This window comes from Ochrobactrum sp. 19YEA23 (assembly GCF_029909865.1).
Classification (GTDB): domain Bacteria; phylum Pseudomonadota; class Alphaproteobacteria; order Rhizobiales; family Rhizobiaceae; genus Brucella; species Brucella gambitense.
Genome location: NZ_JASAMQ010000002.1, coordinates 380,848 through 401,964, shown reverse-complemented (window position 1 = coordinate 401,964; position 21,117 = coordinate 380,848). Strand labels below are relative to the sequence as shown.

The window sequence follows — 21,117 nt, the reverse complement described above, 5'->3', positions numbered from 1 at the left end:
CGGAACCGGGCACAGGCTTGCGCGTGCACCTTCGCCGCCATCCGCGCCAACGCGCCATCTCCAGCGCCCGCTCCACCCGTGCGGGCGGGATGCGATGAATTCCCTCCGCCGCGCCATCCGTTCACGGTCCACGATGATTGGCGTGGTGACCGACTTGCCCATTGCCGGTCATGCGGCAATATCTGGTGAAGCTGGAAATACCGGTGTCCGAAATGTGGTCTTCGGCAACGTCGCCCCGGTCAACGTCCGTCCAGCCAGACAGCATGAAACCATCCGGAGCACAGCCCGCCGGCAGACAAACGATACTTGAGCGATCGGGCTGGCTTTGCCGCTGTCAGCCAAGCCGATGTGTCGGGCGGCATCGAATGCACGGGGTCATGAATCATATCTTGAAACAGAAACGGCAAGAGCGTATATACATTTCTGTGTATACAAAAGGAGGAGCGGCCATGCCCCATCTCGCCCGTGTTTTTCAGGCAGGCAATTCACAAGCCGTTCGCCTGCCGAAAGAGTTCCGCTTCAATGTCGAGCGCGTGGAGATCACGCAGGAAGGCGATGCGCTCATCCTTCGCCCACATGTCGAGACCAAGGAGGCATGGGCATCGCTGAGGGCTGCACTCACCCGCGGGGTCAGCGACGATTTCATGGCGGATGGCCGCAAACAGCCCGATCAGCAGGACCGGCCGGAGCTTGATGCGGTGTTTTCGTGATTTCCCATCTTCTCGACACCAATGCTGTAATCACCTTGATCGGTCGGCGATCAGATACTCTGGTCAGTCGTGTTCTCGGCAGCGTTCCGGGGACGATCGGCCTTTCTTCAATTGTCGTTCATGAGCTTTATTTTGGCGCTCACAAAAGTGCAAAGATCGAGCATAATCTCGAGACGTTGCGCTTACTGCTCGCCGATTTTCCAGTCCTCGATTTCGACCAGAGGGATGCGTACGTCGCTGGAGATATCCGGGCGGCCCTTGCCGTCAAGGGGACGCCAATCGGTCCCTATGACGCACTTATCGCCGGTCAGGCAAAGGCGCGGGATCTCGTGGTCGTTACCAACAATACCGGCGAGTTTGAGCGCGTCGAGGGCCTGCGCGTGGAAGACTGGACGCGTTAAACAAATCGTTCCCGGACTGCGGCCTCTTCCCCCGCACTCGTGCAGGATGTGGCGATCATTTGCATCTATTGTCGCCATCCTGCATGAGTGAGATGATCTTCCGACTTGCCAGATTTGCAAGAAAACGGCGCTCATACGCCCTCTCCTGAAACCTTCTCTCCGGCCCTACGGCAACCGCCCACGCGCAAACGACCCTTCTCCCCTCTTGCGACTTCGCAATAATCGCTTCCAGAAAGACCATTAAAGGTCTATATTCTGGTCAAAAGGAGTTAACAGCTATGAAACTATCGGAACAGGTCAAACCCATCAGTTACCTCAAGGCACATGCACCGGAGGTCATTCGCCAGCTCGCCGACGACCGGCAGCCGGTGGTAATCACATTGCATGGCGAGGCGAAAGCCGTGCTTCAGGACGTTACGCAATACGAAGAAACGCAGGAAACGCTGGCGCTTTTGAAGGTGCTGGCGCTGACGAACAAGCAGGTGGAGGACGGGAAGGTCCGCCCTGCGAAAGAAACCTTCGCACGCCTTCGTGCACGCCTGTCGAAGCCTAGCGCCTGATGCCGTATCAAGTTCTGTTTACCGAGGATGCAGAACGGGATCTTGAAGATCTCTACCGCTTCCTCGCCAGCCGGGATGGCATCGAGACTGCCGAACGGATTCTCGGCGAAATCGAGCATGCCTGTCTGGGGCTCGAGGATTTGCCAGCCAAGGGAAATGTTCCGAAGGAACTCACCGGTCTCGGCATCACCGACTATCGGGAGCTGCATCACAAGCCCTGGCGGATGATCTATCGCATCATCGGAGAGAATGTGATCGTCTATTGCGTCGCGGATGGTCGGCGTGACATGCAGTCCTTTCTCGAACGGCGGCTGCTGCGCTGAGTGCGTAGAGCCGCCGATGCGCTTGTTTCACCAGTCATACCGGGCAGATCGCCGACCTGCTCTGCTTCCCAACCGAGCAGAAGAGGGCTGAAGCCTTTCTGGCGCGTTCATAGATGTTCATGACGGACATGCTTGTGTCCAATGTCCAAAAACTGAAAGAGCCCGGCGTAATGACCGGGCCCGGGATTCTATGTTGTGATGATCCGGACGCAGCTATTCAGCGGCTTCCAGATGTTCACCATCGTCAGAGAGATTGACAGAAGCCTCCTCCTCGCCTTTGGTCAAGTAAGCCGGCAAATCGGCATCAGCAGTTTTGGAGGTATTGTCATCGACACCATCTTCCGTCACCTCAGCACCGATCTCGGCGACCACAGTGGTTTCGGCAACCGGAAGCCGCAAAACTTCAGGGAGCCATCCGCTGCCTTCCAGCAATCGGGCAGCCTCGCGCGCCATGTCGGGCTTTTTCAGGTGATCAATGAGTTGGGACGACTGCTCACCCTTCGCCTCGCGAACCGCCTGCAGGATATGCGCCTTGGTCACGCGCCCGAGATAGTTGTCGACGGTCGGTGTCCAGCCCGCCTCCACCATGTCAAATCCGAGCGAGATCGCGCGCTGCCGGGCATGGACATTTTCCGTGACCCGCCTGTTCCACGCCTGGACCGTGGTGTTGACCGACAACGAGACGCAATGGGAAAACAACGCCATGCGGCTCGGTTCATCGAGCTTGATCAGATAATCCCAGACCTCGTCAGCATTCGCAGGGAGATCATAACCCCACGATTCCTGCCGCTGTTCAATCTCCTTCACCCATACCGTATCGCCCAGTCCCTGGGTCTGGCCGAAGGTGGTATGCTGTAGCGTGACCTCCAGACACGAGTCTGCCCCGTATCTATAGAAGATCTTGAGGACCGCAACATGGAGAGCCGCGATGAAAGCCACCACCGGGTTGTTCGCCAGCTCATTGCGAAGGGCGACAGTGCGGGCGGCTGTAAGATCTTCGACAACACGATCGGAAAGCGCGCGCAGCTTACCATCATCGTCCTCCGGCTCCTCGACGCTCGCAGTCCTGCCGATAATCGAAACTCCACCATTCGCCGATGCTGCAACGGTATCATTTCCGCCATGACCATCACCATCATCCGCATCATCGGCATCCACCTCGGCGGTGGGCTCATCTTCCGGTCGAACGAAACCGCGTTCGATCTTCAGTTCCCCATTGACGGCAAGTGAGATGAAAACGCCGCCGCGGGAGACCTCTTCCGGATCGAAGACATAGGGCCGGTCGTTCAACACATCGAGTTCGTTGCCGATTTCCTAAAGCCGGGCCTCGGTTTCCTCACAGACCTCTTCCGCCTCGGCATATTCGGCGTCGAGCTTGTCGTATTCCGCCTTCAGGGCGTCGTGGCGAGCCAGCTCTTGCTCAGAGTATTGCGCCTGTTTGCCGTAGAACCGGCGAAGAGCGGAGGTATGGCCGTAGGAGAAGTCCAACGCCGTTTCGACCCATTTCCAACCTTCCTCAGCCTTGAGCACTTCCGAGTAGGCTACCAGCTTTTCGATCACGAGCTGTCCGAGCAGCGCCGGATCCTGCAGCCATCCACCATTGTCCGGTTCGAACAGGTCACGCATGACCACGCCCCCAGCAGCCTCGTAGACATCTGTGCCAACATAGATGGCGCGGCGATCGGTGGCCCTGATCGCGGTTTCGGTCAGCATGCGACGAATATAATTGGCACCCTGACCATAGGTCCGCGAAACCGTGTCCCAAACCTGTTCCTGGCGAGCGTGATCATTGGTGATCGAGAATGCCATGACCTGCCCGAGCTTCAACTCGTCATTCGCGTAAAGTTCCAGAAGTCGTGGCGAGACCGATGCGAGGCGCAAGCGCTGCTTCACCGTCGCCACCGTCATGTGAAGGCGAGCGGCGATCTCCTCCTCATCGAGCCCCTGTTCGCGCAGCGTCATGATCGCCCGGAACTCGTCCAGCGGATGAAGGTCGACGCGCCTGATGTTTTCGGCAAGCGAATCCTCGACTTCAGCGGTCTCGCCCTTGCTGACGATGCATGGAACTGCGGCCGCTTTCGACAGCTTTTTCTGACTGACCAGTAGTGCGAGCGCGCGATAGCGACGACCGCCGGCGGGGATGCGGTAAATTCCGGTCTCGTTACCATCGGCATCGATCTCGGCGCGGACATTGAGGCTGGTCAGCAGCCCGCGATGGGCGATGTCTTCGGCAAGCTCCTCGATCGAGACGCCCGCCTTGGTCTTGCGGACGTTCTGCTGGCTCAAAACGAGCTTGTCGAACGGGATGTCGCGTCCGGCATTGAGCGTGATTTCTGGATGGCCTGTGCCATATCTTTTCTCCGTGACGGACTGGCCGGAGCCTTTCTCCGACAACCACAATCCACCACGAACTCCCCTTTCCCTCTTTGCTGGCCGCCACCCTCACGCCTCCTGCCGGCATCCTGTTTGCCGACGCTATTCGCGATACTCTGCAGCGTTGAGCAAGACGGTAAGTGATCACACATGACGTCGTGATCTAGAATTTCGCGTCAGACATAGCTACATCGCGGAAGTAAATCTCGCTCACCTGGAACCGCCCGTCGACCCGTTTGCACTGCACGATGATGTCGATCGCGATTGTCAGCATTTCACGAATGTCTTGTCGCTCAAGATCGCTTCCGCCCTCCGATTCCTTCACCAGCAATGTGAGTTGCTCAAAGGCCAGACGCGCTGAATCCGCGTGGACCGTGGTGATCGAACCGGGATGTCCGGAATTCACATTACGGATGTAGTAAAAGGCTGTGCCGTCGCGCAATTCCTGCAGCAAAATCCGGTCGGGGCGCATACGAAGACAGGATTCCAGGAGATCCTTTGCGCCGATCCTCGCCATTCCCTGACCACCCTTTGAATAGAAAAGCCGAACATGATTTGGCTGCGGGATTACCAGTTCGGGTGTATCTTCGATAGAAATGATACGCTCACTGTCAGGAATGTGCCTGATCAGCGCTTTGGAGAGCGTTGTTTTTCCCGATCCCGTTGCACCAGAGATAATGATGTTCTTTCGCGCCAAGATGGCTTGCCTCAGAAACTCCTTATGTAAGCCAGCCCGATAGAAATTGGACAATAATTGGTCCGATTGCCCGTGGTTTTCTTCGACATGCCGAACCTCGGCAAAAAGCCCTGCCTGGTCAAGATCATCAAGGCTGAGCGACACCGAGGATGGTTTGCGGATGGTGAGGCTCACCGTTCCCTTTATCGTCGCCGGCGGTATCACGATCTGTATGCGTTCATCGTCGGGCAAGGTTGCCGACAAGATTGGATTGGTTTCATTGATCGACTGATCGGAAAAACTTGCGACCGCCCGCGCAAGGCGCATCAGCCGGTCATAGGTGAGTTCCGGTATGCTATGTGTCTGCCATCCGACCGAACCTTCTGTCATGACCTTGCCCGGCCTGTTGACGATAATTTCATAGAGTGACCGATCACGCAGAAACGGTGACAGCGGCAACAACAGCTCGCGCACGACGCCGGAATCTACGGCTTCGATCATCGTCTTACCTATTTCGTCACAATCGTGGAGTCCGGCGTAAAGTCACCGAGAACGGCACGGTCGTAAATCCGGTTGCGGGGCTCGGTTACGCGCAGCCCGTACACGCTGGAAAAATCGAGATCCCGTGCTACAAAGATTGAGACAAGCCCTCCCTGGTGTTTTATCAGGGTTGGTGGGATGTTAATCGACTGTTCGACGGCAATCGCCGCAGCCTGTTGACCGGCACTGGTGGTGTTCTGCGCATCGACGTCGCCGTCCCGCAACCGGCTCGTTGCATAGGATGTGACGTCGCCCACGATCGACAAAAGGATAGCGCTGCCGAACCGTTCCCACCAATGCGTGTCAACATAGCCATCCATTCCAGCGCGTCCTAGAGCATCGGTTGCGGGTGACGCTAATGTAATGATCACACCTTTCGGCGTCTTCGCACGGTTCCAGAGAACAAACAGGCGCTTTTGTCCGCGACGAAGTCCCCCGCGATATTCACCGACGACCTGTGTGCCCTTTTCCATCAGCACAACCCGACCGTTGTCGGACAGAACATCGCGGTTGATGACGCAGCTCGTAAAACCCGGCTGGTCGGAAGAAAGTGCCGTTTCCAGCACGCATGGAATGGCCGTTCCCATCGCAACGATAAAATCCCGATTGCCAAGCGTTCCGGCGCGCGAGCCCTGCAACCGCGTTGGTGTCAGCATGCGATTGAAGCGCTGATCTTCGTTCTCGCGCTCGCCGCCAAAGCTGCCCGGCGTGTTCCCGAGCGGGACATAATTTGCATCGGGATCGGCGCCGGCATCACCCTGTTGTCGCTTGGCGGACTGCGTTTTCTCGGCTCCATAGGCCATCACGGGCGCGCGCCGCGCGGCATCGAGCAGTTTGTCGTCGTCAGCAGGTTTCTCTTCTGTCAGAACCGGTGTCGGAAGCTGGAGTTTACCCGGAGCCACCACCGGCTGGACCGGTTCTTTGGCCGGCTCGAAATCCGACGTCTGCCGGATGACAACCCGCTCCGGTTGTGCAGTCTCGGAGGGCTTGTTGTTCCCGCGCATCGACCAGAGCGCAAAGGAGACAAATGCGACAATGGCAAGTGCGACCGCGCCGCGCTTCAGGATTGGATTGTTGTCGATGCGCCGACCGGTCGATGTTTCTGCACGTTCGCCGGGAATCTGCGTGGTTTCTTCGTCCGCCATGATACCTCCTATTGCGCCGTAACTGGCTGCGTTTTCACCACGCGTTCGACGGACGGCGATGTCGTGTTTGTCTCAGGATTGATGCCAACACGATCGTAAGCTTCGTTGAAGATGCACAGCACATCCCCGCCCCTACGCAGAATGAACTTGCGACTGATCGCGTGAACAAGAACGAGATTGCCGTCGACGGATTTTGGAACCAGGCTTTCTGTCCCGTCGGAATTCTCCATGTAGATAGCCGGCATTTCCTGATTGCCGACAAAGGCAAAGGTTGTGACCTTGCCGTTGTCATAGATAGCCTGCGGTTCAAGCGACTGTGCGCCTTGGGCGGTATAATGCCAATTCCGCGGCCCATACGCCTCGTGAAGGGACAAAACCCGATCAGCTTCGCCTGCCTGGGCGGCCCGGGCACGTAGAGCCGCGTCTTCCTTGCGCCGCGCAGCTTCGTCTGCCGGATACCGATATTTCAGATAGAAATAAGTGTTCTGCCCGGCCTCTACGCTGCCGTCACGAATAGTCAGCTCCATCTGATAGCTGCGTGTCGAGCCGTCCCGCCTCGTCGTCACGACCGAGATGTTGGTAACGGGCTGATTTTCACGCGGCTTGAGAAAGAGAATATTGCCAGCCGGCGCCACCTCCCAGGCCACGCTGTTACCAAGCGCCACATGGGCAATTTCCTCGTCCACCGCGAACTCGACCTGCACGGATGAGCGTAGCGTACCGACGACCCGCGTGATGTTGTAAGGCTGATAGTCGATAAATCGGACACGGCTATCCTGAGACGCACCCCGCGGTATTTCCAAAGACACGGCTGGCGAGGAAAAGCCAGCAATCAGGAGAAAAACAGGCAGAAATTTATTTCTCAATTGATGGCCTCCGGATCGGCACGATATTCGCTGACGGCGAAACCCAAGGGATTGACCAATCGGTCGGTGGAGGACATCGGTGCATTGGCGTAAGCGAAGGTAAGCGTCGCGACCCAATGCGTAGTGCGCACTTCATCGCCGCGCGTAACGGTGCGCATGTACCGGACCGATGCCACGTATTTGTTGATCAGCGAGATCGAAGCAATATTGATCCGCGCGGTGGCGCCCCGACCATAGATATTCTGCGGCGAATCCGGATTGCTTCCACGATAGCTTGCCGCGAAGCGCGTTTGTTCAGACTGGGTCGACAAAAGCGCAACCGTCCGGAAATTCTCCTCTCCTTCACTCCAGACATAGCCTTCACGGGCGCGAACATATCTTGCAGCAAAATATTTCGTGACGGCCTCATCATAGGTGCCGGCTGTCGACGTTAGGGCTGAAACGACGTCAACGATCCCCGTCGAATTGTCGACCCGTACGACAAATGGTTCCACCGTCTTCAACGGCGTGAGGCCAGCAATGGCGACAACGGAGACAACAGCAATGATACTGGCCGAGATCGCGACAAACCAGGCAATGCGATTTGAGCGTTCAACCTGGATCAGCCGATCCTGATCGAAGCGGCGCGCCTTTTCAAAATAATCCTTGAGGCTATCAGAATTTACCATCTCAACTGCCCTCGCAGGGGCGCTTGGACCCCTCGATATCAAAGTGTGCAAAGGCAGCCGACATGACCGGAACAGGTTCCTCTGCGAAAGGAACCGCGCTACTTGACGGGTTCGCGATGCTCTCGTTTGCCGATTTCTGCAATTTCGCATCGCCTTCCCATTGCCACATAGAGCGGTTCAATGGACGTCGGCCATGACCATCGCATTTGGGCAGCGGATGAGAGAGTGACGCGCAGCCGGAAAGACTTGCGGTCAGTAAAAGTGGCAAAAGAATGCGGATCATCTGCGATTACCTGTCCAGTTTCATACGTGTAGAACGGTCACTTCACTCGGTTGAGCCGACGACGAACCGACCGGATTGTGTGCGAGGTCGCCCAAGCGAGTGTGCCTTCATGCGCATCGCGCGCAGCACCATAGCCGTAGGTCAGTGATGCGCCGCCGGCGGCAAGTGCCGAGGCAATGCCGGGTAGCTGGTAAAAGACATAGAGAGCAGCGATGCAGATGGCGCAAAGAGCGATCGGTCGCATCAGCACATCGCTGTAACCCTCAATCGCCGTGAAGGTCGTATCAATGCAGGTGATCAGCAGGGAGCCAATGGCGACGACCAGCACCTGCAAGATGACAAAGTTCGCGAGCTGGCCGATCCAGGATTCGGTAAACCGCCGTGTCGATTGGAACATGGCAAGCGCGATGAAAATCGGCCCGATTGCAAGAATGATGGCAAGCGCGAGGCGCGCATAGAGCGAGACGATGTAACCGATTGCTGCAACGAGGAAGCTCGCTCCAATCACCATCATGCCACCAACGCCGGTCACGATATCAACCGGCCAGGAAGCACGAGACCAGATCTCGTAGGCGCATTTCTGGCCCTTATCGAGCAAGCTGTCGAAGGTGGAGGCACTCGGTGTCGCTCCGGTGTTCAGTGCCTGAGCAATCTCCTTCGGCAGCGTTTCGAAGAAGATGTTGGTGACATAGGTCTGATAGTCGCTGGCGTTTCTGACCAGCATGACAATGATAGCAAGCTTGATTGCCCGGAAGGCAAATTCGAGGATCGGCTCTTGCACCGAGCCACGTAGCACGAGATAGCCGTAAAGGACGATGTAAAGGGTCAAAGCTGCCGCCAAAGGGCCGCTGACCCAGCTGGCAATATTGGACGTTCCAGTGGAAACGAAGTTTTCGAGCGGAGTCTTGAACTGCCCGTCAACGAAGCCGAACACCTCATACATGGTCTAGCCCCCAAGCGACTTGCGCATACGTTCGAGCCGAAGCTTGCCATCAGCGGCCTCTGCATTGCGACAGTTCGCCGTGTCGGAAATTTCGCCTGGATTGTTACGGCATTTGGCTATCATTTTCGCGAGCAAGGCTTCGTCAGCGACCAGTTCATCAACCGTGTAGATCTTTTCCTGAGGAGCGCAGGCCGCAAGCAGTAGCGTCGTTATAACGAAACCGAACCACCTCATTTGAGTGCAGCCCCCATCGTATCCATGCGCTGGCGCCAATCTTCGGCCTTGCGTTGTTCATCGACCTGGACTTCAGCCTGCTGAACCATCTTCAGACCCTGCATGCGAAGGACATCGTTTTGAAGAAACGCGCTTTCGGCTTGAAGGCGCGCCTGCAGATCGGCGATTTCTTTGGCGTCGGCTGCGCCCGATATCTGCTGACGCAGTTCATCAATCCCGTCGATACGCTTGGTAGCCGCGTCATAAATCTGCTGCCCGAGACTTAATTGCCCAGCATTCTTGTTCTGGGTGCGCGAAAGTTCCTGCGCGTAGAAATCATTGGCATTCGTGCGATAGGTGGAATTGTTCTCCAGGAATTTGGAAGCGGCATTGCCGAAGTTGCCGGTGCCCGATCCTTTGAACAGACTTTCGATGGCATTAAAGTCCTGCGGAAGCGCCTTACGGATTGAAGAATCGTTCAGCAAACTGGCGACATCGGCCATGTTGGTGATCTTGTTCAACGAACCATAGAGCTGCTGTGCCTGTTCGATCTGCTGGTTCAGCGCATCAAGCTGCGACTTGAGCTGGACGATGCTCTCGATCTGCTTGGCGATCGCCGATTGATCAATAACGGGAATACCTTGGGCATCGGCAAAACTTACCGACGCGAGCAGCGCAGCCGCCGTGAGCAATAATGCCTTTTTGCCATTGGGGATCATGATGTCCTCCTTCTTTGCTGGAACACGGGCAACCAGTCCTTTCCGTCGCCAAGCTCGGCGCGGATGGCGTCTGCCAGTTCCACATTCGCGGTGCGGCCCGACAGGATCGCGAGTTCGTCATCGAAACCGTTGAGGTTGAGTTCAGCAACCACGCTGTTGTGGCCCTGCTTGACGATGAAACGGCGATCTTCAACAGAGAGTTCTCGCGAAATCAGTTCAAACTCACCTTCGGTCAGCTTGAAGCCAGCGACATAATCAGCATGGTCGCCACGCGGATTGGGCAGAAAAATCTGCGTCGGGCATTGCTCAATGATTGTATGGGCGATCGGCGAGACGATGGCATCGCGCGGGCTCTGGGTCGCAAAGAGCATCAGACCGTTCTGCTTGCGGATGGTCTTCAGCTTGTTCTGGGCAAGATCGCGAAAACCCTCATCTTGCAGCGCCTTCCAGAACTCATCAATGACGATGATGATCCGACGACCATCAATCAACTGCTCAATGCGATAGAACAGGTAGGCCATCAGCGGCGTGCGGATTTCCTCGTTATCGAGGAAATCGGTCATGTCGTAGCCGATGAACTTCGCACCAATCCCTATATCGTCAAACTCATTGTCGAAGACCCAGCCAAGCGGCCCACCCCTCTCCCACCGCTTGAGCCGTGAGGCGATGCCTTCTGGATCGGTATTGTTCAAGAATGTGCGCAACGCGCCGATGGACCTGCGCTCGGCCGGAAGGTCTGCGAGGCCGTCGACAGCGGACGCGATGTCGCGCAATTCGGTGACAGTCAGCTCTCGCATCCCTGCTCCGACCAGCTTGCCGATCCAATTTGCAAGAAATATCCTGTTCTCTGCGGTTAATTCGAGCGCTTTCAGCGGCGCGCAACCGGTTGAGACGCCATTTTGGAGCGGCAAATAGGTTCCACCCGCGGCACGAACGAAGAGATCGGCACCCCTGTCCTTGTCGAAGAACACCATATGCGGGTCATGTTTTTCGAGCTGCGAGAGCATAAAATTGAGAAGCACCGTCTTGCCAGTGCCTGATGGTCCGCAAACGAAGGTGTTGCCGAGATCGCTGTGATGGAAGTTAAAATAAAATGGCGAGCCGGAAGCTGTCTTTAGCATCGCAACCGCTGCCCCCCATTCATTTCCGTCCTTCTGGCCGGTCGGATAAGAATGAAAGGGGGACAATGCTGCAAAGTTGCGCGATGTTATCGCGCCCGAGCGCGCGCGATAACGCAGGTTACCCGGCAACTGCGCCCACCAGGCTGCCTCAAGGCCAATATCCTCGCGGGCAACAACCGCCCCGCCACTGGTAAGATGCGCACGCGCATTGGCCATATAGTCAGTGAGTTCCTTCACGCTCGCAGCGAAGACCGAAAGGCCGAGATGATGTTCCCCCAGCACGAAGCGGTTGGATTCAAGGTCATCCATGGCATCGCTGAGTTCCTCAATCTGCGACGCCGCCTTGTCAGCTGCACTCACCATCTGGTTTTGCTTTCGACCCAAGATCGTGCGGGCATCTGCCTTGGACGTAAAGGCGAAGGACTGGGTAAGAATAAGTTCAAATGGCGCGGTCAAAATGCTGTCGAGCATGCCTGCGCGTGTCGTTGCTGGATATTCCTTGAAACCGAACATGCCCGCATAGCGGGTTTCTGCTTCGTGACGGATTTCGACTGTCTCCCGGCCAAAAATCACCCGGTCCGAATAGATTGCCGAAGAGATCTGACCTTCCGTCAAAGGCACCGGTTCTCGCCGCCCACCGACAAGCTGGTGAAGAAACTCGCTCGGTTCGGAAAACAGGATACCGTCTTGTTCATAGAGAGACAGAATACGGGCCCCAAAGCGCTTTAGCCCTGCCGTAACATCTACGACCTTGTCTTTCAGGTGTTTCAGTGCCTCTTCATCCATCTCAACGCCGGACCGTTTCGCCTTGCGCAGACGCGAGAGAACACTGGCTGCTTTTTCGACTGGACCGCGGTTTGGATAGCTGACAAGGGTGAGATAAAGATCATTGCGAAACAGGTCCTCGCTGACCATCCGTTCGCGGTATCTGGTATTGAGACTATCGGAAAATGGATTGGCAAAATGCCCTTCGGGATAGTCGTTGTCCCGGCGACGAATGACATGCGTCCAAAGCGCCAGTCGCTCATCGGCAATATTGCGATAGAGCGTGTTCAGACTACGATGCAGACCATTGAGATCGAGAACATCAGCGGTCTCGAAAGAAACGCCCTCCAGCACGAGCACGCTCATCAATGCCCGGGAATCAAGCGCAATGGTCGTATCGTCAACATGCCGGACATAGGGAATGAAGGTCTCAGGTCCAAGTTCACGAGACCGCAGCGTTGCAAGACTAGGCAAGGCTCAGATCCCTTTCGTCATAACGCCGCACAAGTTTCAACGGCGAAAGCGTCGCGCCTCCCCAATAGGCTGCGTTGCGGGAACGACCACGGGTTTCGACCCACGCAAGCAGAATGCGAAACATATTATGGTCATGCTTGACGAGGGTCCGGAACACGAAATGAAAGGCGATGCCAACCAGGGCGTAAGCGATCGATCCGGCAGCGATATAGAGGATGGTTGTCAGCATGACATTGATGCCCATCGCTTCCATGGTCACGCCAGCAATCATTGCCGGGCGCGTGCAAGCCAGAAACAGCGTGTCTTCTTCGAGGACGGGTGTGCTTGTCATGAGCGTCAGCTGCCAACAATAGTGCCGACGAGCTCCGAAGCGCCCGCAATCACCCCGATGCCGATGATCCAATAGCCCGCGCGCCTCAAATCCATATATCCAAACATCCACGCAATCGCGATAATGATGACAGCGATCGTCGCGAGCAGCCTGAAGATGTTGCCGGTCAGGAGATCGACGATATTTTGCAGTATGGTCTCGATGCCAGCTGACTGTGCAAAAGCCGGCTCTGCTAATGCCGTAACGATGGCGATGCCCATGAGCATGGAAGCGACAAGGGGACGTGTTTTGGACTTCGAAATCATTCACTTTGCTCCGATCGATCATTCTGGAAAACGAGAACAGAAGAGAGCCGCCTGGAACGAAACACGTCCCACGTTACTGGCTCTTCGTTTTGGGTGACTTTTGTGCCGATTTTGGCGGCCGCTTGTTCCTTGACCTGATCCTTCCTGGCATCCTCCCGGTTTGGCTCGACGAGGACGAGCGACTTTAGTCTTGATGAAAGGCGCTTTGCTTCGTCGCGCACCTGTTGGTCATACTGGACTATTTCGCCTGGAGATGGATCGTTTCGCCCATAATAGGACTGAAGCATAACCGTCTCGGCACCTTCCGGGTTACGGCCGAAACGTTGGGCGAGACGATAGTAGCCATCAAGAAACGTGGCTGTTGCCTTGAGATTCAGACGGGGGTCGAAGGCATCGGAAACTGAAAGATTGAGTTTTTGAAGCTGGTCAACGCCGACCCCACCCAATCCAATCCGGATATCCTGATGGTCTGCGATAAGTGACGTCGCCAACTCGATTGCCTCGGCTTTGCTCGCTGGCTGTGCGGCAAGCGGCTTGCCGCTATTGAGGCGAATATTGAAGGGCTGAAACCTGCTCTCGAGACTGACGACAGCGGCCAAAGTTTCCATTTGAACCATCGGCGCGCAGTTTTGTGCGATGTCGACGAATGTAGCACCCATCGCTCAATACCAGACGCGTTGTTTGTCGACGCCATCGATAGACACGTCGATATAATGTGGTTGTTTCCGAATGTTCGGACGCGTGAGGGAATAGCCCATGCACTGAAGTCGACCGTCCAGGTGCTGCAATTGAGCCGACAGGACCGAGCTGGATTGACTTCCGCGATTGTCACGATCCAAAGCGCACAGGGAACGCTTCACGTTCTGCGGAGTGGTGGAAACGCAGGTCGCCTCTTGGCCCAAAGGGCCGTAGCTGCGCGACAGCCGATAGCCTTCATCACAATAATATGGTTCGTAACCTGGACGTGAACTCTGAAATCCCGCACCGCTACAGGTTGGAAAGGCATGACCCTTTGCAAGCTCACGCCACAATTTTTGGATCGGAGGATTGCATACAGCAAATTCAGTTGGCCCTCCCGGATTGGAAAGGCAGAGGATGACCTTGCATCCCCATTCATCAGCGCGCGCATTGCCGGAAGAATTCAGGTAAGGTAATGGAAGAGACGAAAGAGTTAGCAGGCATTTAAGCAGAAGGTTTTTCATGGACTTGCCCCTCCGAAACGATGACACCACGCTATGGAAGCAGCGTCATACGGTAACGCAATGCATTTTGACTACCGTATATACCACAGTTAAATGACATGACAAGAGCGCTTAAATCTCAATTGCACAGTCTTGCCTTCTCCGGACTGATCCTCCACGAGATTCTTGACAATCCGATGGAAGGCGAGACCCCACAGGCACGCGTGAAAGAGATCGGCATGATGACGATCCTTTACACGATGATGCAGACGCACCAGAAGCTAAACCTGACAAATATAATGGAAATCACTGAGCTGACGCGCAGTGGCGTGAAGGAGACAGTCGATCTTCTCGTGAAACGTGGCATGTTGACCGAAACCATGGTTACAAACTCCATGGGCCGCGGAACAGCACGACAATTCGAGATCTCCAAAAGCCTTCTGGACAAGCTGCAAAGCTTTGAAAGCTGACAGAAACAAAAATTAAACTGATTTATTTACGCCTAGGCGAAATCATGTAGTGCGCAGACAGCCAAGTCTGCACATCCCCCGTCTCGGGAAAGAGCACTCGGGATTTAAATAATCTGAGTGATAAATACGAGCGTGCCAAAACCACAGGCAAGTGCGAGCACGATAAACGGGACAGCCGGTATCCGATCGAGCCAGTTTGGATGATCGAATGCGCGTGCAGTACGTATCACTTCCTCGCCTTCGGTCAGAAGCGACTTCAACGCACCGGACCTGTGAAAATCGGGATTGCCCTCCATGGCCCCTCTCCTCATCCTGTGAATTATTTTTTACCATCGAGACAAAAAACAGTCATCCCTAACTTTCGTCCATTTCTACGTCGTTTGACGGATAATAAACCGGGAACACAGGGATAGTTCACCGAAATGAACCAGTCCGAGCTGATTGATTCAAAACTGTCGTTAGACGGGAGGGACGGTTTCAGCGATCTTTCTGGCATGATCGCCCAGCAGTTCCATATCTATGTCAAAAGATCGGATCCGAATAAAAACATGGCCCGTTACGGTGTTGTCACAGTGACTGTTTGTTCGGCCCCGCTACGATAAGATGCAGGCATATGAACAACTCGCCCATCTGCTACAAACGCCACCGTTTTCCGCCCAGGATCATCGCCCATGTGGTGTGGCTCTACTTTCGCTTTCCGCTGAGCCTGCGCTTGGTCGAGGAAATGCTGCTGGAGCGCGATATTGTCGTTTCGTATGAGACCATCCATCGATGGGGACTGAAATTCGGCCCGGACTATGCCCGTCGGCTCCAAAGGAAACGTCCAGGCTCAAACGATATCCGGCATCTGGATGAAGTCGTCGTCAGCATCGCTGGTAAGAAATATTGGCTTTGACGAGCCATTGATCAGGACGGATACGTCCCTGATGAGATAGTCCCGAACCGCCGCAGCGCCAAGGTCACCAAGCGATTGCTGATACGCCTATTGAAGAAACGGGGCGTCGCGCCAAAGCGCATGATTACAGACAAGCTGCGATCCTATGGAGCAGCCCGGCGGCAAGTGATGTCGGCAATCGAGCATCAGTCGCACAAGGGGCTCAACAATCGAGCTGAGAATTCGCATCTGCCGCTGCGAAAGCGGGAAAGGACGATGCAAGGTTTCCGATCGCAAGGAAGCCTCCAACACCTCATTTCGATCTTCTCGGCTCTTCGCAATGTGTTTGTCCCGCCCCGCTCTAAACGCTCTGCTCTCGCCATCCAAATTCACCGCCTGCAAGCGAGGGCGGAATGGAAAGTTGTAGTTGGGAAATTCGCGTGAATTCTAGCCCCACCGCTATCAGCGCAATCATCTTCTGATAACGGACAACGCCCTTGAAGTTCCTCATCGGACAAGCCGCACCGCTTGGCTTGCGTGAGAAAAGTTGGAGCCTAGATTACGCTCTGCATGCGAATATCTATGCGGCATTGCCGTATATTAGCAATCTCAACCAACCTTTTTCGCCTGATGCTCTTTAGAGCGTAACAACGCCATGAGCACCGGACCTACCGAAAACTCGCTACTTTTCACTCTCGATGTCAGATTGCTTTCCGGATAAACGACCCAGAGCCTTGCCGGCGCACCACGATACCGGCAAAAACCAACATACCGATTGCCTCTCTCAAGGTCGCGCGCGACACGTTGAGGTCTTTTGCCAAGTCGGCTTCGTTTGGCAGTCGTTGACCCTTGCGCCAGTGTCCTTCAAGGATCGCCAGCCGCACGTTCTATGCGGCTTGTATCGCAAGCGGCTGGCGTTCTAACGGACACAACCATTCGGCTGGTGCTGTCGATAGGATTTCATCTTTTGCCATATCAATCTATCTGCACAGCAGCTTTGGACGTGGAAGCGCGGATTGCGTAGCGCCGCGCAAGAATGGCCCCTACCAAAATCTGGATCTGGTTATAGAGCATGATCGGCAAAACCATCATACCAAACCCAGGCAAGCCGGCGAACAAAACCTGAGCTAGTGGAAGCCCTGATGCGAGGCTTTTCTTTGATCCGCAGAACACGGCTGCGATCTCATCTTCACGAGAAAATCCAAGCCAGCGCGAGCCCATCATTGTCAATCCAATCACAGCCGCCAGCAGCACGACGCAAAGGACAATTGCCATGATAAGCCCCGAAGGCGGCAAAACCTGCCACAACCCGGCAGTCACCGATTGAGAAAATGCCGAATATATGATCAGCACAATCACCGACTGATCATAGTTCTCCAACCAATGCTTGCGCGTCGAAAGGAACGACCCGAGCCAGCGATGGCAGGCTTGTCCGAGCCCGAAGGGCAGCAGCAGTTCAACCACCACGTCGCGCAAAGCCTGTCCTAAATCGACTGATCCAGATGAGCGCATGAAAATCGTCATCAGAAGCGGTGTCAGCAACAATCCAAAGACATTGGACCCAGCCGAATTGCAGACCGCAGCCGGCACATTGCCCTTTGCCATGGCGGTGTAGGCAATCGAGCTGGAGATAGCGGAAGGCAAAACGCCCAGATAGACGAAGCCGAGGACCAGATCTTGCGGCAGAATGCTTTCTGGAATAAGCCGCAAAGGCTGCACGATCAAAGGGAACACCAAAAAGGTCGTCGCAAAAATAAATCCATGCAATTGCCATTGCTTCAAGCCCGAAACAATCGCGCTATGAGATAGAGCTGCTCCGTGCCCGAAGAACAGTAGGGCAACGCCAATGGTTCCCAGCATACCGACCACATCGGCGGCATTTCCAGTGGCGGGGAAGACGGTTGCCAAAACAACCGCAGCAATCATGAGTAACAAAAAAGGATCAACGCGCATCTATTTGTCCATCAAATGTGCGTCGGCTTGACCGACCATTGCTTGGGGAATAGGGCTGTCCTTAATTGGTCTACAAATTGGTATGGAGCTTCGCCAGATGAGAGAACGCATGTCGACCGCTGAGGCGATGCAACGCATGCGCAAGCTTCTTGAAGACCAGGAGTTCAGTCCGCAGGACAAAATCCCCCCTGAACGCATTTTGTCGACGACACTCGGTTGTAGCCGGGAGACAACGCGAAAGATACTTAGGCTGCTTGAGATCGAAGGTTTGGTGTGGCGTCATCAGGGTAAGGGCACTTTCATGGGCCCTCCCGCCTCGAATATCGAACGGCCAATCGACCGTATCATCGAAACCGCATCCGCTCAGGACCTCATGGACGCGAGGTTGGTTTATGAACCAGCTCTTGCTGCGGCTGCGGCCCAGTATGCCACACAAGATGACCTCTCGACCTTGCGCGAGCTTGCTCTCGCGACAGGTACCGCTCGTGACTGGCGGGAGTATGAACGTTTGGATAATGCCTTTCACAAGGCCGTCGCGCGATCGAGCGGCAATACTCTTCTCGCCGCAATCTTCAGCTCTCTCGCCTCGGTCCGGGGACGCTCAACCTGGCAGCGGAGACACGATGCGATCTTTCGCGAAGCACGCAAACGCGAATATGCAACCGAACAGAGTAAGATGCATCTTGCAATAGTTGATGCAATTGAAGCAGGGCAAAGCGAGCGCGCCCACCAAGCCATGCATGCTCATCTGCAAGCAATTCGCGTGCTGGCCCTGTCGTCCGGATGATCAGTCGGAGGAGAGATAGGGCCTGCTAGGCGTGGGGTTTCACTCCCCGAAAATAAAACACCCGCCGCGGGAGGAGCGACGGGTGTTTATTGGAAGACCAGACCTTGGGAGGAAGATGCTGGTCTCTGATCGCCGAGGATTGGGAGGAAGGTCCTCAGCGATAATCAAGAATTATCAGCGACCTGAAGCCTGACGAGCTACGGACGGGATTTCCGAAGCCATGATGCCCAGATCGTTCAGTTCACGAGCATTCAGGCGGCTCAGTTCGTTTACAGTGTTACGATAACGGCGCCAGTTGCTGTACGAGCGGATCAGGTTCATTTCTCTCTCCTCAAAAATTCTCTCTTTGTTGCAAACAGCATATAGGTCCGCGTGATCTCAGACAGAAGCGCCAGTTTCGCATAGCTGACATGCCAATAAGATGGGGTAACGGTGTAAGTCCCATTATGATCATAGCAAGGCCGAGCGAGAGCTCTCGGATTGTATTCAACCCAATTTCTTGCCTAGGGAAGCGTCCGCAACGAATATTTAACCATAATCCGGCGAATACTTATCGGGTCCAATCAGGCTTACGGTATGTCGCACTTCGCACTTTTATCCAAATTCACATTGAGTATTGTTCTAGTTTCCGGCGTGCTAGTCAGTTCGGGCAACGCAGCGACGCTATTTTTTGAACATGGGATAGTGCGACAATCTTTCGAACAGCACCAACGCCATTCCATGCCGTCTTACTCAATTGACCGTTCGATCAATGGACTGCTTTTGCAGGTAAAAGATATCCGACCGCCCGCATTAGTGGGGTCAACTGCACCGATCGAAGCGGAACTCGACCAGATGACCACTGGCAGCATCAATCGCACACAACCAACTCGTCAGGAAACTTCATCGACTTATGTTCCAACTGCCGACGACATGGCACCCGCGATAGAAATGCCAAGAGGCGTTGGTTCCAAAGAACAGATTGCAGCCTATCAGATCATGTTGAACAGGGCTGGCGCGTCGCCCGGCGCAATCGATGGGCGTTCCGGCAGCAATGTCGACAAGGCCGCTGCGGCTTTTGGCGAAATCACGGGTAGATTTATCAATCCAGCCGATCCCGCAGCGGTTCAGACCGAACTAGAGAATACCGGCGGACCAGCTTTCAAGGATTACCTCATCACAAATGAAGATGTTGGCAGGCAGTTTGTTGCAGAAATCCCCGCTGACTACGCTTTGAAAGCCCAATTGCCAGCAATGGCTTATACCTCAGTCACGGAAATGCTTGCCGAGCGGTTTCAAATCGATGAGGGTTTCCTCAAAGAGATCAATCCAGGGGTGAATTTCAATCAACCAGGCTCGATCATCAAAGTTCCCAATCTCGGCAAAGCCAAACGCACGCCGATTGCCCATATCATAGCAGATAAAGGTCGCAAACAGGTTCGGGGCTATGGTTCAGATGGAAAGCTGAAGGTAGCCTACCCGTCAACGATCGGCTCTTCGGACACTCCTTCTCCTTCGGGCACGGTTCAGGTCAAACGAATAGCGATCAATCCCAATTATACATACAATCCCAGGATCAACTTCAAACAGGGAGCCAATGAAGGCGTTCTGACCATTCCGCCTGGGCCAAACGGTCCCGTCGGTACGGTATGGATTGCGCTTTCCAAACCCACTTACGGTATTCATGGCACGCCTGATCCTTCACGTATCGGCAAAACATCGAGCCATGGTTGTGTGCGTCTTACGAACTGGGATGCGGAAGAACTCGCGAAAATCGTCAAGCCCGGCGTCATGGTCGTGTTCACAGAATAACCGTAGATCGCCACTGCATTGAGGGGTGGAGATTACCGGTCATGCTTAGTGTTCATCTTACAAAATCCAGTAGAGATTGAGTGCTATTGTTTTCGACCAGCACGAACAGCTAGCATAGCGTAAATCTCTGCCATAGACGCCGCTATGAAAGCGACCGGAAACAAGTATTACATATTAGAGCTCCGATATGATTCAATCAGAACGTCGCTAATTATTTGTTTTCAAATACATTTTGACACCTTTTCACACTATCGGGTTGCGCGCTAAATCGCGTCCGTCGCTCAACAATATTTTATAAGAGCACATCGATGCAGCCTCGCGATATATTCGATATCGCTCGCATCCGTCAGTTTGCGGGTCAACACTTGGGCGGAGAAGTCTGATATTTCTGCCTGGACGAAAGCCCTGACTCCGACCTGGTGACACGCATGCAACCAAAATGCCGCGGTCGTATTTTCGAATTAGCCGTCCCGATGTCAGATGAGGACGGTCGTCCAATATCGGAGTGCTGGTGAGCGGCTAAAGACATCATGAATGTTCTAGCCATGAGACATGGCTTCCATACAATAAAGCTCGGCTTCGACCTGTCGGTGAAGAGCGCCCTATCCGCTTAAGCCGTAGTTGCTGTCCACACTGAGGAGATGA

At 54.9% G+C, this 21,117-nt stretch carries 25 protein-coding genes and 2 pseudogenes; 8 read left to right on the top strand and 19 right to left on the bottom strand.

Features of this window, described 5'->3' with window-relative positions; all coding sequences use genetic code 11:
• Positions 1–121 precede the first annotated feature (121 nt).
• Positions 122–265 carry a hypothetical protein gene (locus QBD01_RS08445; protein ID WP_280992422.1) on the bottom strand — a complete coding sequence of 48 codons (144 nt, stop codon included), beginning with the start codon at positions 263–265 and terminating at the stop codon, positions 122–124.
• A gap of 184 nt (positions 266–449) precedes the next feature.
• On the opposite strand from QBD01_RS08445, the gene QBD01_RS08440 reads away from it, so the two are divergent.
• The 4 genes from QBD01_RS08440 to QBD01_RS08425 all read left to right on the top strand — a co-directional run bounded on the left by QBD01_RS08440 (position 450) and on the right by QBD01_RS08425 (position 1,994).
• Positions 450–710 carry a type II toxin-antitoxin system VapB family antitoxin gene (locus tag QBD01_RS08440; protein WP_182522109.1) on the top strand — a complete coding sequence of 87 codons (261 nt, stop codon included), beginning with the start codon at positions 450–452 and terminating at the stop codon, positions 708–710.
• A complete protein-coding gene (locus tag QBD01_RS08435; RefSeq protein ID WP_280992421.1) occupies positions 707–1,111 on the top strand; it encodes a type II toxin-antitoxin system VapC family toxin in 405 nt (134 codons plus the stop codon). Before QBD01_RS08440 ends, QBD01_RS08435 begins: the two co-directional genes overlap by 4 nt.
• A 278-nt stretch (positions 1,112–1,389) precedes the next feature.
• Complete coding sequence (locus QBD01_RS08430; RefSeq protein ID WP_199056886.1) at positions 1,390–1,671, top strand: type II toxin-antitoxin system Phd/YefM family antitoxin; 282 nt, start codon at positions 1,390–1,392, stop codon at positions 1,669–1,671.
• Positions 1,671–1,994, top strand: a complete 324-nt coding sequence (locus QBD01_RS08425) for a type II toxin-antitoxin system RelE/ParE family toxin (protein ID WP_280992420.1) — start codon at positions 1,671–1,673, stop codon at positions 1,992–1,994. The genes QBD01_RS08430 and QBD01_RS08425 overlap by 1 nt, the downstream gene beginning before the upstream one ends.
• 213 nt (positions 1,995–2,207) lie before the next feature.
• Here QBD01_RS08425 and QBD01_RS08420 read toward each other — a convergent pair.
• The 14 genes and pseudogenes from QBD01_RS08420 to QBD01_RS08355 form a co-directional block, all read right to left on the bottom strand.
• Positions 2,208–4,345 (bottom strand): annotated as a pseudogene (locus tag QBD01_RS08420) (ParB/RepB/Spo0J family partition protein).
• A 185-nt stretch (positions 4,346–4,530) separates the two neighbouring features.
• Positions 4,531–5,544 carry a P-type DNA transfer ATPase VirB11 gene (gene virB11 / locus QBD01_RS08415; protein WP_280992419.1) on the bottom strand — a complete coding sequence of 338 codons (1,014 nt, stop codon included), beginning with the start codon at positions 5,542–5,544 and terminating at the stop codon, positions 4,531–4,533.
• An 8-nt stretch (positions 5,545–5,552) separates the two neighbouring features.
• Entirely contained in the window at positions 5,553–6,728 is a 1,176-nt protein-coding gene (gene virB10 / locus QBD01_RS08410; RefSeq protein WP_280992418.1) for a type IV secretion system protein VirB10, read from the bottom strand.
• Between the two features lie 8 nt (positions 6,729–6,736).
• Entirely contained in the window at positions 6,737–7,594 is an 858-nt protein-coding gene (gene virB9 / locus QBD01_RS08405) for a P-type conjugative transfer protein VirB9 (RefSeq protein ID WP_280992417.1), read from the bottom strand.
• The gene (locus tag QBD01_RS08400; protein WP_280992416.1) at positions 7,591–8,262 is read right to left on the bottom strand and encodes a virB8 family protein; all 672 of its coding nucleotides are present in this window, start codon (positions 8,260–8,262) and stop codon (positions 7,591–7,593) included. Before QBD01_RS08400 ends, virB9 begins: the two co-directional genes overlap by 4 nt.
• Position 8,263: 1 nt before the next feature.
• Entirely contained in the window at positions 8,264–8,545 is a 282-nt protein-coding gene (locus QBD01_RS08395) for a hypothetical protein (RefSeq protein ID WP_280992415.1), read from the bottom strand.
• 37 nt (positions 8,546–8,582) lie between these two features.
• Entirely contained in the window at positions 8,583–9,488 is a 906-nt protein-coding gene (locus tag QBD01_RS08390; RefSeq protein WP_280992414.1) for a type IV secretion system protein, read from the bottom strand.
• A gap of 3 nt (positions 9,489–9,491) precedes the next feature.
• Entirely contained in the window at positions 9,492–9,722 is a 231-nt protein-coding gene (locus QBD01_RS08385; protein ID WP_199056879.1) for an EexN family lipoprotein, read from the bottom strand.
• The gene (gene virB5, locus QBD01_RS08380; protein WP_280992413.1) at positions 9,719–10,420 is read right to left on the bottom strand and encodes a P-type DNA transfer protein VirB5; all 702 of its coding nucleotides are present in this window, start codon (positions 10,418–10,420) and stop codon (positions 9,719–9,721) included. Before virB5 ends, QBD01_RS08385 begins: the two co-directional genes overlap by 4 nt.
• Positions 10,417–12,780: a VirB4 family type IV secretion system protein gene (locus QBD01_RS08375; RefSeq protein ID WP_280992412.1), complete on the bottom strand. Its 2,364-nt coding sequence runs from the start codon at positions 12,778–12,780 to the stop codon at positions 10,417–10,419. Before QBD01_RS08375 ends, virB5 begins: the two co-directional genes overlap by 4 nt.
• Positions 12,773–13,111, bottom strand: coding sequence for a type IV secretion system protein VirB3 (locus QBD01_RS08370; protein ID WP_121539023.1), 339 nt, complete (start codon positions 13,109–13,111; stop codon positions 12,773–12,775). Before QBD01_RS08370 ends, QBD01_RS08375 begins: the two co-directional genes overlap by 8 nt.
• 5 nt (positions 13,112–13,116) lie before the next feature.
• On the bottom strand, positions 13,117–13,416 hold the full coding sequence (locus QBD01_RS08365; RefSeq protein WP_121539024.1) for a TrbC/VirB2 family protein: 300 nt from the start codon (positions 13,414–13,416) through the stop codon (positions 13,117–13,119).
• Positions 13,413–14,075, bottom strand: coding sequence for a type IV secretion system protein VirB1 (locus QBD01_RS08360; RefSeq protein WP_280992411.1), 663 nt, complete (start codon positions 14,073–14,075; stop codon positions 13,413–13,415). Before QBD01_RS08360 ends, QBD01_RS08365 begins: the two co-directional genes overlap by 4 nt.
• A gap of 3 nt (positions 14,076–14,078) precedes the next feature.
• Positions 14,079–14,618, bottom strand: coding sequence for a hypothetical protein (locus tag QBD01_RS08355; RefSeq protein WP_280992410.1), 540 nt, complete (start codon positions 14,616–14,618; stop codon positions 14,079–14,081).
• Between the two features lie 98 nt (positions 14,619–14,716).
• On the opposite strand from QBD01_RS08355, the gene QBD01_RS08350 reads away from it, so the two are divergent.
• Positions 14,717–15,067, top strand: coding sequence for a MarR family transcriptional regulator (locus QBD01_RS08350; protein WP_280992409.1), 351 nt, complete (start codon positions 14,717–14,719; stop codon positions 15,065–15,067).
• A 104-nt stretch (positions 15,068–15,171) separates the two neighbouring features.
• Here the strand turns inward: QBD01_RS08350 and QBD01_RS08345 are convergent, their stop codons facing one another.
• Positions 15,172–15,363: a hypothetical protein gene (locus QBD01_RS08345; RefSeq protein WP_182522088.1), complete on the bottom strand. Its 192-nt coding sequence runs from the start codon at positions 15,361–15,363 to the stop codon at positions 15,172–15,174.
• A gap of 317 nt (positions 15,364–15,680) precedes the next feature.
• Here QBD01_RS08345 and QBD01_RS08340 point away from each other — a divergent pair.
• A pseudogene (locus QBD01_RS08340) lies at positions 15,681–16,385 on the top strand (IS6 family transposase).
• A gap of 257 nt (positions 16,386–16,642) precedes the next feature.
• Here the strand turns inward: QBD01_RS08340 and QBD01_RS25430 are convergent.
• Both QBD01_RS25430 and QBD01_RS08335 read right to left on the bottom strand, forming a co-directional pair.
• Positions 16,643–16,825: a GntR family transcriptional regulator gene (locus tag QBD01_RS25430; protein ID WP_392391341.1), complete on the bottom strand. Its 183-nt coding sequence runs from the start codon at positions 16,823–16,825 to the stop codon at positions 16,643–16,645.
• A gap of 91 nt (positions 16,826–16,916) precedes the next feature.
• On the bottom strand, positions 16,917–17,894 hold the full coding sequence (locus QBD01_RS08335) for a bile acid:sodium symporter family protein (protein ID WP_280992408.1): 978 nt from the start codon (positions 17,892–17,894) through the stop codon (positions 16,917–16,919).
• A gap of 109 nt (positions 17,895–18,003) precedes the next feature.
• On the opposite strand from QBD01_RS08335, the gene QBD01_RS08330 reads away from it, so the two are divergent.
• Positions 18,004–18,681 (top strand): FCD domain-containing protein, encoded by a 678-nt coding sequence (locus QBD01_RS08330; RefSeq protein WP_280992407.1) that lies wholly within the window; start codon positions 18,004–18,006, stop codon positions 18,679–18,681.
• A gap of 174 nt (positions 18,682–18,855) precedes the next feature.
• On the opposite strand, the gene QBD01_RS08325 is transcribed toward QBD01_RS08330, so the two are convergent.
• Entirely contained in the window at positions 18,856–19,002 is a 147-nt protein-coding gene (locus tag QBD01_RS08325) for a DUF1127 domain-containing protein (protein WP_140905768.1), read from the bottom strand.
• 255 nt (positions 19,003–19,257) lie between these two features.
• Between QBD01_RS08325 and QBD01_RS08320 the strand changes: the two genes are divergently transcribed.
• Positions 19,258–20,472, top strand: a complete 1,215-nt coding sequence (locus QBD01_RS08320; RefSeq protein WP_392391340.1) for a L,D-transpeptidase — start codon at positions 19,258–19,260, stop codon at positions 20,470–20,472.
• Positions 20,473–21,117: the final 645 nt, after the last annotated feature.

Bases quoted from the DNA above. Each gene is read 5' to 3' on its own strand.
- QBD01_RS08330 (WP_280992407.1), top strand. From the start codon at position 18,004: ATGTCGACCGCTGAGGCGATGCAACGCATGCGCAAGCTTCTTGAAGAC.
- QBD01_RS08385 (WP_199056879.1), bottom strand. From the start codon at position 9,722: ATGAGGTGGTTCGGTTTCGTTATAACGACGCTACTGCTTGCGGCCTGC.
- QBD01_RS08400 (WP_280992416.1), bottom strand. From the start codon at position 8,262: ATGGTAAATTCTGATAGCCTCAAGGATTATTTTGAAAAGGCGCGCCGC.
- QBD01_RS08425 (WP_280992420.1), top strand. From the start codon at position 1,671: ATGCCGTATCAAGTTCTGTTTACCGAGGATGCAGAACGGGATCTTGAA.
- QBD01_RS08335 (WP_280992408.1), bottom strand. From the start codon at position 17,894: ATGCGCGTTGATCCTTTTTTGTTACTCATGATTGCTGCGGTTGTTTTG.
- QBD01_RS08370 (WP_121539023.1), bottom strand. From the start codon at position 13,111: ATGACAAGCACACCCGTCCTCGAAGAAGACACGCTGTTTCTGGCTTGC.
- QBD01_RS08320 (WP_392391340.1), top strand. From the start codon at position 19,258: ATGTCGCACTTCGCACTTTTATCCAAATTCACATTGAGTATTGTTCTA.
- QBD01_RS08350 (WP_280992409.1), top strand. From the start codon at position 14,717: ATGACAAGAGCGCTTAAATCTCAATTGCACAGTCTTGCCTTCTCCGGA.
- QBD01_RS08440 (WP_182522109.1), top strand. From the start codon at position 450: ATGCCCCATCTCGCCCGTGTTTTTCAGGCAGGCAATTCACAAGCCGTT.
- QBD01_RS08345 (WP_182522088.1), bottom strand. From the start codon at position 15,363: ATGGAGGGCAATCCCGATTTTCACAGGTCCGGTGCGTTGAAGTCGCTT.
- QBD01_RS08365 (WP_121539024.1), bottom strand. From the start codon at position 13,416: ATGATTTCGAAGTCCAAAACACGTCCCCTTGTCGCTTCCATGCTCATG.
- virB11 (WP_280992419.1), bottom strand. From the start codon at position 5,544: ATGATCGAAGCCGTAGATTCCGGCGTCGTGCGCGAGCTGTTGTTGCCG.
- QBD01_RS08395 (WP_280992415.1), bottom strand. From the start codon at position 8,545: ATGATCCGCATTCTTTTGCCACTTTTACTGACCGCAAGTCTTTCCGGC.
- virB5 (WP_280992413.1), bottom strand. From the start codon at position 10,420: ATGATCCCCAATGGCAAAAAGGCATTATTGCTCACGGCGGCTGCGCTG.
- QBD01_RS08355 (WP_280992410.1), bottom strand. From the start codon at position 14,618: ATGAAAAACCTTCTGCTTAAATGCCTGCTAACTCTTTCGTCTCTTCCA.
- QBD01_RS08390 (WP_280992414.1), bottom strand. From the start codon at position 9,488: ATGTATGAGGTGTTCGGCTTCGTTGACGGGCAGTTCAAGACTCCGCTC.
- QBD01_RS08445 (WP_280992422.1), bottom strand. From the start codon at position 265: ATGCTGTCTGGCTGGACGGACGTTGACCGGGGCGACGTTGCCGAAGAC.
- QBD01_RS08325 (WP_140905768.1), bottom strand. From the start codon at position 19,002: ATGAACCTGATCCGCTCGTACAGCAACTGGCGCCGTTATCGTAACACT.
- QBD01_RS08430 (WP_199056886.1), top strand. From the start codon at position 1,390: ATGAAACTATCGGAACAGGTCAAACCCATCAGTTACCTCAAGGCACAT.
- QBD01_RS08360 (WP_280992411.1), bottom strand. From the start codon at position 14,075: ATGGGTGCTACATTCGTCGACATCGCACAAAACTGCGCGCCGATGGTT.
- virB10 (WP_280992418.1), bottom strand. From the start codon at position 6,728: ATGGCGGACGAAGAAACCACGCAGATTCCCGGCGAACGTGCAGAAACA.